Genomic DNA, 10,725 nt, shown 5'->3' with positions numbered 1-10,725 from the left:
CCAGTTTCACCCGTTGCGCCGGTGCCGCCGGTCGCACCCGTGGCGCCGGTCGCGCCAGTTTCACCCGTTGCGCCGGTACCGCCCGTCGCGCCGGTACCGCCAGTCGCGCCAGTTTCACCCGTTGCGCCGGTCCCGCCGGTCGCACCCGTGGCGCCCGTCGCGCCAGTACCGCCCGTCGCGCCAGTACCACCCGTTGCGCCAGTACCGCCGGTCGCACCCGTGCCGCCGGTCGCGCCGGTACCGCCGGTCGCACCAGTTCCGCCCGTAGCTCCGGTCGCGCCCGTGGCGCCGGTCGCTCCAGCGCCGGTCGCACCCGTGGCTCCGGTTGCGCCGGTAGCACCCGCTGGGCCGGTAGCGCCGACTGTGCTGGTGCTGAAGGTCCCAGTATCGAAATGGTTGCCGCCGTTGCCGTTGCTCGGACCGAAGGTGGGGCCATCCTGGAGTGTGTAAGTATTTCCGCCACCAGGCGTTAACGTGCCGAAAAGATTAAACCCAGAGTCGTATATTTTGTAAGTATGAGTTGGATCCGGTATTGTAATTGTAACAGCAAATTCACTTACTTTATTATTACCTGATTGCGGAAGGGAGAAGCTTCCAACCAACACCGGCGGATTGAGCGTAGTATCTACTAGATAGTATGTATTTATGTTAGCACTGCCATTTTGGATGGTCAGATCACCAGTCAACGTCAGATCGACAGCGAGCACGCCTGCGTAGCTTGCTACGCCCGCTGAGCTCAGCGGCGGAAGAAGGGACGACTGGCCCGGTCGCGCTGACAACTCCCAACTACCACCCAGCCTGGCTTCGCCAACCAGCGACCTGGCTGCGTGAACGTCTGCACCAACAGCCGCCTCCAGTGCGGCCACGAACGTCTCGCCAGTATTCCCCAAGGCCGTTTCGCAGCTCCACAGCCGCATCTCGCCGTCTTCGGCAAGCGCCTTGCCTATCGCGGCGAAATCCTCAGCCTCGTCCCTCACAGTGGCAACGGACCAGTTTCCAGCCGTGAATTGAACCCGGCCTGGCGAGCCGTGCGCGATGACGTGAACCGCGTCGAGCCCCTCGTGCCCAGCGAGAACGTCCGCCATCTGCTGCGCCACCGGCCGCCGACCGTCGAGCACGACAGCCTCGACCTCGGGCCTCAGATTGGCAAGAACCGTCTCGAGGTCGGAGACTGAAGGATCCACAAACAGAATTTCAGAGGCGCGGGCCATAACTGGCTCCTGTTGGCTTGGAATTCAATTCAAGGGAAAACCGCTCAACCGGCTTGACCGGCGAGCGGCACGAACCAGACATTTGGCAGCGGTCATCGCCCCGCCGCCCCGACGGCACCGTCGGGGCGTTGAACTGTGGGGGTCTCCACGCGAAGGAAGCTGGCAGCCTGGAAAGCCCCGCCTTCGTCGAATGTGCCGATCGCAAGCGAGCCGGCTGCGCTCGGGACCTTGACGGTGAGGGCTACGGCGAGGCTGCGCGGTACGGCCCTGGGAAGGATGACCTGGCCGACGATCGTGTTCTTGGCCGAGTCCAGAATGAAATAGGTGACGTTCTCGGTCCCGTCGCCGATAGGCAAAGCGCCTCGAACGGTGACTTCCATGACCGCAAAGCCCGCAGTGAAGCTCATAGTGTCCTCCTCGATCCGCTGCGGCCAACGCCGCCGTTATTGTCGTTTCTCAGCTTCAGGTTTCAGTCGGTGCCGAGCTTCCGCAGCCGGGCGGGTGAAGCCACGACGGCGAGAGCCGAAAATTGTCCAATCCCAGGAATGCGCCGCCCGAGATACACAGTCGGGCGGACGTCGTTACCAGTCGCAAGGCGACTACCGCAGGTGGCAAGAGGAGATGGACACAGGCCAAGGCCGAAGGCCACGTCAACGCGGCGCCGTCTGGTGGGTGATGTTACACGGACCACTGCCAACTCCATCACGCGGGTCGCGATTGTTCACCACTTGCAAGGAGCCGGCTACTTGCGAGGGACCATCATTGGGAGATCGGTAGCCTAGATTACGGATTCAGGACCAATCGGCGAAACGTTCGCCCACCACCACATACACCGCGCCCTCACGGGTGAGTGGCTTTCCTCCCGGATACTCTCCTGGCTTCGCAGACAACCGCGGACCGGCGATCTTTCGCCAAATCCGCAGCTACCCTCCATTGCATTAGATATTAGTAAATTCGAAATTTCTAAACTTGTAAATGGTTTGGTTTACAATTTATTAATTCAGAACCGCTGGGTCACCCATCAGAGACTGTCATCGAAATGACATGCCAGGGCGTGAACACTTTAAAAATCCAAGAGTTAGCTAAGGGCCATTTCAATCGCGAAAATTGAGAGCCTTCATCAAAATGGCTTAGGCTGCGGCGGCTGTGAGACGAGCGTGAGAGACGATCGAATCCTCATCAAAAAGGATTGCTGTGCGACATGACACTGCGATGCAAATATGGCCGCCTCAACGAGGGTCCGGCGTGAGCACCATCGGCCTGTGCATGATCGTCAAGAACGAGGCGAAGGTCATCCTGCAATGCCTCGCCAGCGCGCTTCCTCTTGTCGACTATGTGCTCGTCGTCGACACTGGGTCCACCGACGGCACACAAGACCTGATCCGAGGCTTTCTCGCGCAAAACAATGTCAAGGGAGCAGTTATCGACGAGCCGTGGCGGGACTTCGCCTACAACCGCAGCTTCGCCCTCGAGCGACTGCGCGAGATCGAGAGCGTCGACTATGCGATGATCATCGACGCGGACGATATGCTGATCTGCGATCGCGACTTCGAGCCGGCCTTGTTCAAGTCGCGGATGGACAAAGATCTCTACGATGTCGAGGTACTGCATGGAAATATCGCGTTCTACCGCCCGCAGATCTGCAGCAACCGGCTGGCCTTTTCCTTCAAGGGTGTGTTGCACGAATATCTGGAAGGCCCCCCCGGCCCCATCTCAAGGCAGAACGCCGAGGGTTTTCGCATCGCAACGGGGCGCGGCGGAGCGCGCAGCCAGAACCCGCGAAAATACCAGGACGACGCGGCGGTGCTGGAGAACGTGCTCGCAACCGAAACCGACCCGTTCCTGATATCGCGCTACACCTTCTATCTGGCGCAGAGTTACAGGGATTTTGGCGAGCGCGAGAAGGCGCTCGAACAGTATTTGAAGCGAGCTGAACTGGGTTTCTGGAACGAGGAGGTCTATGTAAGCCTGCTCGAGGCCGGGAACCTGATGGCGGCGCTTGCCCGGCCCTTCGAAGAAGTCGTCGCGGTCTATGATCGCGCGACCGCGACAGTGCCCACGCGCGTGGAGGCGCTGCACGCAGCGAGCCTCTACTGCCGCAACCAGGGGCGCAACGCGGAAGGGCTGGACTATGCGCGTCGCGGTGTAAGTCTCACGGAGCCGGCGGGTCTGTTCGTCCAGCCTTGGGTCTACGACTACGGACTGCTCGACGAGTTGTCAGTCAACGCATACTGGGCGGGCGCCCATCGGGAATCGCTCGATGCCTGTCTGAAACTGCTGGCCTCCGACAAATTGCCGGCGGACATGCTGAAGCGGGTTGTGGCCAATGCCCGTTTCGCCGCGGACAAACTCGAGGTCCGCGAGCCGCCGGTATTGGGAAGCCTCGGCGCAGAGAGCCTTGTCGAGCAGCACGCGCTTGTTGCGCAGCGCCCGTTGCGCTCGCGGCTCAAAGGCACGCCGCGCGTCCTTGTCGCGATATTGGCAAAGCAGAAGGAGCCCGCGCTGCCGCTCTACCTGACTTGCATCGAAGCGCTCGACTATCCTAAAGAATCGATCGTCCTCTACATCCGAACAAACAACAACACTGATAGGACCGAGCACATATTGCGCGAGTGGCTGGAACGCGTCGGCCACCTCTATGCCGCGGTCGAGATCGACACGTCGGACGTGTCCGACCGGGTCGAGCAGTTTCGCGAGCACGAATGGAACGAGACGCGTTTCAAGGTGCTCGGCCGAATCCGCAACATCAGCCTGCGGAAAACCCTCGAGCACAATTGCGAATTCTATTTCGTCGTCGACGTCGACAATTTCGTGCGCCCGGCCACGCTGCGGGAACTCGTCGCGCTCGACGTGCCTATCGTTGCGCCGCTGCTACGCTCCATCGCACCCGGTCAGTATTATTCGAACTACCACGCCGAGGTCGACGCAAGCGGATATTATCAGCACTGCGATCAGTATCTCTGGGTGCTCAACCGCCATGTCCGCGGCATCCTTGAAATACCGCTCGTGCATTGCACCTACCTTGTCCGCGCCGACGTGCTGACCGAGCTGACATATGACGACGGCACCACGCGATACGAGTACGTCATCTTTGCCGACAGCGCCCGCAAGGCCGGGATCGTTCAATACATCGATAACCGGCAGGTCTACGGCTACATCACCTTCGGCGATGGCGAATATCATGTAAGTGATGGAATCGAGCGCGCAGGCGAGCTTTTGCGCAGCGCGGGTGACGTCCCGGTATTGGCGGAGATCGCTGCCGTCGCGGCGGCGCCGGCCGAGCCACGGGATTCGCCGAAAATTCACCTGATAAACCTCGACCGGAGCGTCGACCGCTGGAACAAGTATCAGAGCGACAATTGGCATCTGACGCAGAATACGCTTCGGGTATCGGCCGCCGACGGCGCCTCCCTGGACCGGAATGCGCTCATAGAGGAAGGCCTGATCACCAGCGATTGCGCGTATCCGGCAGGAACGCTCGGGTGTGCTCTATCCCATATCAACCTGTGGAAGCTGGCGGTTTCGGAGAACAAGCCGATAACCGTCTTTGAAGACGACGTCCGTGCATCGTTTCGGTTCCTGGAGGAATCGGCCGATCTCATGGCTCGAGCTCCGAGGGATTGGGATATCATCCAGTGGGGCTACGTATTTGACCCATTGTTCGCCTGGCTGGATTTCGGCTTCTCCAAAGCAAAGCTGGAATTCTACGACCTCCGAAATAGAAACGGGACCTCGTTTCAGGCTGAGAAATTCTCGAGATCGCTCGTCGGGCTGGTACATTCGTTTGGAACGCAGGCCTACACAGTCTCGCCGTCAGGTGCACGCAAACTCCTTCAAAAGTGCCTTCCTCTGCAACGCCGGCTTATCCCGTTTCCTGGAACGGGCGTCGTGATCGAGGACACGGGCATCGATTGCGCCATGTGCGGGGCGTACGGCTCGATGCAAGCTTTCCTTTGCATTGCGCCACTCGTCATCCCAGACGACGGGCAATCGTCAGAGCGGATGTCAATGGATCGGCAGCAAAGCTCGGGCTAAGCGCCCCAGCTTTCACGGAGTCGCCAGAGCCCGCGACTTCACGCACGGCTATCGCCACGCATTTGGCGCCCGTAATCACGTTCAGCCTCGGTCAGTTGCCGTTTGCGCAGCACCACGCGCATCTCGTCTACCGCCCGCGGGCTGCGCAAGATCTCGTCCTCCAAGACACCTCGCGCCGCGAGCGCATCCCCGATCGAACTATAGCCGAAGGTTTGCTCCACCAACTCGAACCTGGATTCGGTCCATCCGAGATACCAGTACCATTCGCAATAGTAGAGCCAACTCCGCTCGTTGAAGGCGTGTACGTGGGTAGGATCTTGCCAGGCACCGTATGACAGGTCGTATGGCACCACAATATTGAACAGCCCTCCATCCGCCAGCAAAGTCAGGCAGTTCGTCATAGCCGTCACAAGATCCGCAACGTGCTCGAGCACGTGCGAGGCCGTTATGCTGGCAAATAGTCCCCGATCCATCCGAACCGGTCCGAAGCGCTCGGACATAAATTCACGCTCGAACAGGCCAGGATCCGATATGTCGGCCACGATGTCGGGATGCCATCGGTTGCTGATATCGATATTCAGCACCCTTGGATCGCGTATCTTTCCCCGACCGAGTACAACGTCGCCGGGTAGGTTCGGCAAATCGCTCCAGGCAAGCGCTTCCGGAAGTATATTTGTTGCTCTGCGTCGACTGAATGCCTCGAACCCGGCCGTCGCTACCTTGTGACGTCTATCCGTGTCGTGCACCAGCGCCTCGGCCGCGGCGACAAGGTTCTCGTATGGCGCCGCAACGAAGGCGTCCGTCAAATCGGCGTCCACAAGTTCGCCCGGATTTATCTCGCTTACTACCGCGCGCCCGTTGGCCAGAAGATCGAATACGCGGATTATTTCGAGCTGCCCACTACCGTAGAAATGTATATTGATAATAACCTTGGATCTAGCAATGAATTGATCGAGCTGTCCGGCAAAAACATTGAACAATGCCTCAACGCGCAGCCCACGAGCGCGCATTTCGTCTATTATTGCCGACCTTCTCTCATTGAATGATCCATAGAATAAAACGTCAATATCCTGTTCAGCATCGCCGATTCGCGCAAGACCATCAACGTAGAACATCCGGAAATAATGGACCGGGCGACCTATCTTCCTGGATAGAAAGATGGCATTACTCTCGCTAAAATCCCATACATGAAACCTCCGCAAGAGATTGCAATAATCATCCGTGATCCAATTTGAGGTATAATTTTCGACGTTGAATATAATAGAATTTCCAGGCAGACGATCCAAAGCCGACGTTTGATAAAGATTGGCGCCTAGTACGATCGCCCGCCCGTCGAAATCCGCAGGCAAATCATGAATGATGTCCGTCCCGATCGAGATCTCGCTCAAACCATCGGCGAGCATCCTGACCATGCTTGCGAGCACCTGCACGATCCCCGGATGAATGAGAAGTGTGATGTGTGTTCTTGTGCTCACGTCATCCCCATCCCGGCATTCCCGCCATGAACGATCGCCTCGTTCGATGCTGCGGTGGTCGCCTTCGAATAGTATTGCTCACGTCACCCGATGGGGGTTTGTCATTGGTGATTTGCGGGCTCGGAAACCCTCCACCACACGGCACAGCCGTCGATCGGAATTAAGGGCGAAGTGATGTTGCCTCTAGCGCGGAACTCATCCACAGCCTGAGCGCACGGGGCCAGGAAGTAGTCGTCGACGATTACAAATCCCCCATACGATACCTTGTGATAGAGCGCATCGAGAGCTTGAATGGTCGACTCATACATGTCGCCATCCAGTCTAAGAACCGCCAATTTTTGTATCGGGGCATTTGGGAGCGTGTCCTTGAACCAGCCTTCAAGGAAGACAACCTGCTCGTCAAGCAAGTCATATCTGCGGAAGTTTTCTTCCACGTCCTTCCGGGAGATCGCCAGTTCTCCATGCACGTGGTGGGTGTCGCCAACGTCCGCCGCATACTTCTCCGGACTTGGAGGAGGAAGGCCGGCGAAACTGTCAGCGACAAAGATCCGACGTCGCGTTTCGGCGTATGAGGCAAGAATGCCTCTCATGAAAATGCACGCTCCACCGCGCCAGACCCCGGTCTCTATAAAGTCGCCAGGAACATCGTTCAGGATCACGGTTTCGCACAGATGCCGCAAATTGCGCATCCTCGCCGAGCCAATCATGGTTTGCGCCAGTCCTGGCCAATCCCGCCCGAGGGCACGCTTGTTCGGGTCGTATTGCCCACCGGTCCACGGATCAATGGGCGCGTCGCCGTACAAGGTTCCGGTCAACGATGCTTCGAGAAGATTGAGATACCTATTCCGCATCTTCACGGCGGCGGTCAGGAAGTCATGACTGTCATTCAATGCTGGTCTCCTTCTGAGAGCCTGACCGGAACCGCTGCTTCCGCGCGGGCTTTTGGATGGATACGAGCGCGATTGATCGAACTGCGCTGTCGCCGTAACTTCGTCAGCCACCTGTGAAAAGCTCTTCTCCACAATACGCCTTCGAAATGCAGCCCCTCGTTCCGGAGGCCCCGTCCGCTTTACGATCCTTCGCCAAAAACTGACATCATGCTAATTTAGTTTCAGGCAGTCGGACATTAGAAATCGAAGTGCAACACGAGATTTTGCCATATCCTTGTGGGGCGCGGCGTCCGCAAGCTTGCTCCCTGCCGCATCGGTGGGACGGCCGCTCTTGCGGAGATCTACATTTTGACTCGTGGCATTGAACCGCGGGTGAAGGTGCACCAATAGCGAAGCGGAAAGGGCTCTGAATTGCCGTGATAAACCTCGCGATCAACAAACCTGCAACTCAAAGTTCGACCTCAGAATGGTCATTCAGCCCGCACCCGGAGCAGGACGCTCGGGGAGGAAACGACGGCAAGATTTCTGGCGAAATGGGATTTCATACCAAAACGGAAACGGATCCCTGGTGGCAGGTCGACCTTGGCAGCGAGTTTCTAATTCGGCAAGTTGTTATATACAATCGGCAGCATCAAGCGCACAGGCTAAGGCACTTTAGCCTTCTTGGATCAATTGACGAAGAGCATTGGAGGATCTTCTACAGAAAAATTGATAGCGGGGTCTTTGGCGATTCAGACGGACGGCCTTACGTTGCGAATATTTCTGGAGATCATATTGCCCGGTTCGTGAGGGTTAGGCTTGACGGCTATGAATGCTTGCACTTCAGTGAATGTCAGATATTTGGTGATCCTCTCGATCAAGCTACACGCGCTCGACTAACCGATGAAGAACGCGAAAATAACCGTATCCCAATTGGACGGGATGGCTATTTCATGGGCGTTGGCGGCTTTGACATATTCGTGGACACTGAAAATTACTCAGAGACAATCATCGATGCACTTCGCAGAAATTACTACGAGGGGCGTGAGCGGCAGTTGACTGCCGATCTGGTTCACCCGTCAGACCGTGTTATCGAAGTGGGAACCGCGATAGGGCTGGTGGCGATGACAGCCGCATTGATCGTGAGCGCTGAAAACGTTCTGACATTCGACGCGAACCCTAAAATTCTTGATGATGCTCGGCAAAACTTCAGGCGAAACGGCCTTTCCAAGATCAAGTCGCGCAACGGAGTTCTGAAAAATCGACAGAAGATCCTCGGCGCGGGTGAAACCGTCGAGTTCTATATCGACAAATCTTTTTGGGCTTCCAGGCTCGATGCGACATCGACGGAACCGAGTATCGTCGACAAAGTTCGAATTCCTGTCTACTGTCTTGAAGACGAGATACGTGAGCATTCCGCAAATGTCCTCATTTGCGACATAGAAGGTGGAGAGGTCGAGTTGCTGGAGGCGGCCGATCTGTCCGGTATTCGACTGATCATCATGGAGACGCACTATGCGGTCTCCGGCGAGACAGCCACGGATGCGATGATGCGAAAGCTTATCGTTGAAGGGTTTTCCCTTCATCTTGGCCATTCCGCGCATCAATTTGTGGTCCTGCGCCGGTAAACTGCTACCGAGGAACTACACCCTACAGCCAATTGCTCAGCCCCACGATCTCTGTTTCGAAGGTTCGACCATCGGGTCGGAAGTGGTTTTGATGAACCGACGAGAGTTTACGGCGTTAACGGTCACATCTTTTGGCCTGGTTTGCCCATCGCGATGGAGTCTGGACAGGAGTCTGGCGGCTGCAATGCCCGTGATTGCTCAAGCTGCGACCCCAGCCGGGTTGCTTCACGCCCCCATCGAGCTTGCCGGCGACTGGGGTCGCATGCTGCCGGGTGCCGCCCTTCAGGTCGTCGAGCGCATGCGCCATGCTTGCCTCGACGGTGTCCGCCTCGTTTCAGATCGCCAGCCGACGAGACTGCGCGTCGAGGAACACACCTCCGGTTCGCCAGCCGTCTGGCTGCACCCCGACGGCAGCAGCATGGCCTGGACAATTGTCGATATCGGCGAGCGGGACTGGTCGAAGCTCGCCTACCAATTCGGGCATGAGCTCGGCCATGTCTTTGCCAACAGCTGGCAGGCCGACGCCAAGCCCGCGCCTCCCTGTCAATGGCTCGAGGAAGCCATGGTGGAGGCCTTTTCGCTGCGTGGCCTGGGGCGCCTGGCGAAGGACTGGAAACAAAACCCGCCCTTTCCCCGCGACAACGCCTTCGGCGACGCCATCGCCGAGTATCGCCAGAACATCATCAACGGCTACAAGGCGCTTGCCGACTCTCAGGGTCTCACTAGCGACCCGGCAAAGTGGTTTGCCAAGCACCGAAGCGAGATCGAAGTTCCGAACCTCAACTCGTTCGCACAAGCAATGTCCTTGAACATTCTCGCTCAATACGAGGGGGCTTCAGAATGTATCGAGGCCCTTGGCGCACTCAATCGCTGGCCTGGCCGGAGCAGCATTCCAATCGGCGAATATCTGCAACGCTGGAAAGACAGCTGCGCCGATTTACACGCGTCACCTCAGTTGCCGATCCACTTGAGCGAGATTTTGGGAAATCTGCCTGGCCTCAAGTGATACCTGGCCGATCAGCTGTTGCTCGCTGGTAGACACCGAGGACCACATTCAATAGCCGAATCTAAAGCGCGTGGCGTCGAAACGGATTCACGCGACGCGCTTTTAGGTCGTTGCTTGATGCATGTCGTTGTCGCAAAACTGGAGTGCACTCGTCATGGGAGGCGCGACACCGCTGGCATCCACGCCCCTTTTTGCAGAACTTGACGCACACAACCCTTTTTTTGAACTGCACCGGCGGCGTGATCGAGGTACTCATACCTAACCACGCCGCCGGTTTACGCCGTTGCCCGAGGCACAGTATTTGGGAACACAGAACCGTGGGCTTGGCGTATTTGTTGCGTCGAACCGCAGCCTGCGGCCCGGTGGCTTTCCTCAGTAAACCACGACGCTGCGGATCGACTTGCCCTCATGCATGAGGTCGAAACCCTTGTTGATGTCTTCCAGCTTCAGCGTGTGGGTGATCATCGGATCGATCTGGATCTTTTTCTCCATGTACCAGTC

General features: G+C 57.6%; 7 protein-coding genes and 1 pseudogene. 3 read left to right on the top strand and 5 right to left on the bottom strand.

Annotation, left to right across the window (positions count from 1 at the left end):
- Window positions 1-1,211, bottom strand: a 1,211-nt coding sequence (locus tag FJ418_RS31620; protein ID WP_140872190.1) for a DUF4347 domain-containing protein, incomplete at its 3' end; no start/stop codon positions are given.
- A 92-nt stretch (window positions 1,212-1,303) separates the two neighbouring features.
- Window positions 1,304-1,618: a hypothetical protein gene (locus FJ418_RS31615; protein ID WP_140872188.1), complete on the bottom strand. Its 315-nt coding sequence runs from the start codon at window positions 1,616-1,618 to the stop codon at window positions 1,304-1,306.
- Window positions 1,619-2,456: 838 nt separating this feature from the next.
- On the opposite strand from FJ418_RS31615, the gene FJ418_RS31610 reads away from it, so the two are divergent.
- Window positions 2,457-5,246 (top strand): glycosyltransferase family 25 protein, encoded by a 2,790-nt coding sequence (locus FJ418_RS31610; RefSeq protein ID WP_140872186.1) that lies wholly within the window; start codon window positions 2,457-2,459, stop codon window positions 5,244-5,246.
- A gap of 38 nt (window positions 5,247-5,284) precedes the next feature.
- On the opposite strand, the gene FJ418_RS31605 is transcribed toward FJ418_RS31610, so the two are convergent.
- Both FJ418_RS31605 and FJ418_RS31600 read right to left on the bottom strand, forming a co-directional pair.
- The gene (locus FJ418_RS31605) at window positions 5,285-6,721 is read right to left on the bottom strand and encodes a hypothetical protein (protein WP_140872184.1); all 1,437 of its coding nucleotides are present in this window, start codon (window positions 6,719-6,721) and stop codon (window positions 5,285-5,287) included.
- A 101-nt stretch (window positions 6,722-6,822) separates the two neighbouring features.
- Complete coding sequence (locus FJ418_RS31600; RefSeq protein WP_246672545.1) at window positions 6,823-7,611, bottom strand: TylF/MycF family methyltransferase; 789 nt, start codon at window positions 7,609-7,611, stop codon at window positions 6,823-6,825.
- Window positions 7,612-8,027: 416 nt separating this feature from the next.
- Here FJ418_RS31600 and FJ418_RS31595 point away from each other — a divergent pair, with 416 nt between their 5' ends.
- Window positions 8,028-9,218 carry an FkbM family methyltransferase gene (locus tag FJ418_RS31595; RefSeq protein ID WP_140872182.1) on the top strand — a complete coding sequence of 397 codons (1,191 nt, stop codon included), beginning with the start codon at window positions 8,028-8,030 and terminating at the stop codon, window positions 9,216-9,218.
- 184 nt (window positions 9,219-9,402) lie between these two features.
- Window positions 9,403-10,224 (top strand): hypothetical protein, encoded by an 822-nt coding sequence (locus tag FJ418_RS31590; protein ID WP_246683302.1) that lies wholly within the window; start codon window positions 9,403-9,405, stop codon window positions 10,222-10,224.
- Between the two features lie 372 nt (window positions 10,225-10,596).
- Here the strand turns inward: FJ418_RS31590 and FJ418_RS31585 are convergent.
- Window positions 10,597-10,725, bottom strand: a pseudogene (locus tag FJ418_RS31585) (S-(hydroxymethyl)glutathione dehydrogenase); the annotation flags it as partial.

The organism is Mesorhizobium sp. B2-8-3 (genome assembly GCF_006440815.1).
In the GTDB taxonomy this organism is placed as follows: Bacteria; Pseudomonadota; Alphaproteobacteria; order Rhizobiales; family Rhizobiaceae; genus Mesorhizobium.
Note: the sequence above shows the minus strand (reverse complement) of the source record. Positions and strands in the feature narration are given on the sequence as shown.

Excerpts from the sequence above, each read along its gene's own strand:
- FJ418_RS31615 (WP_140872188.1), bottom strand. The coding sequence starts at position 1,618 with ATGAGCTTCACTGCGGGCTTTGCGGTCATGGAAGTCACCGTTCGAGGC.
- FJ418_RS31590 (WP_246683302.1), top strand. The coding sequence starts at position 9,403 with ATGCCCGTGATTGCTCAAGCTGCGACCCCAGCCGGGTTGCTTCACGCC.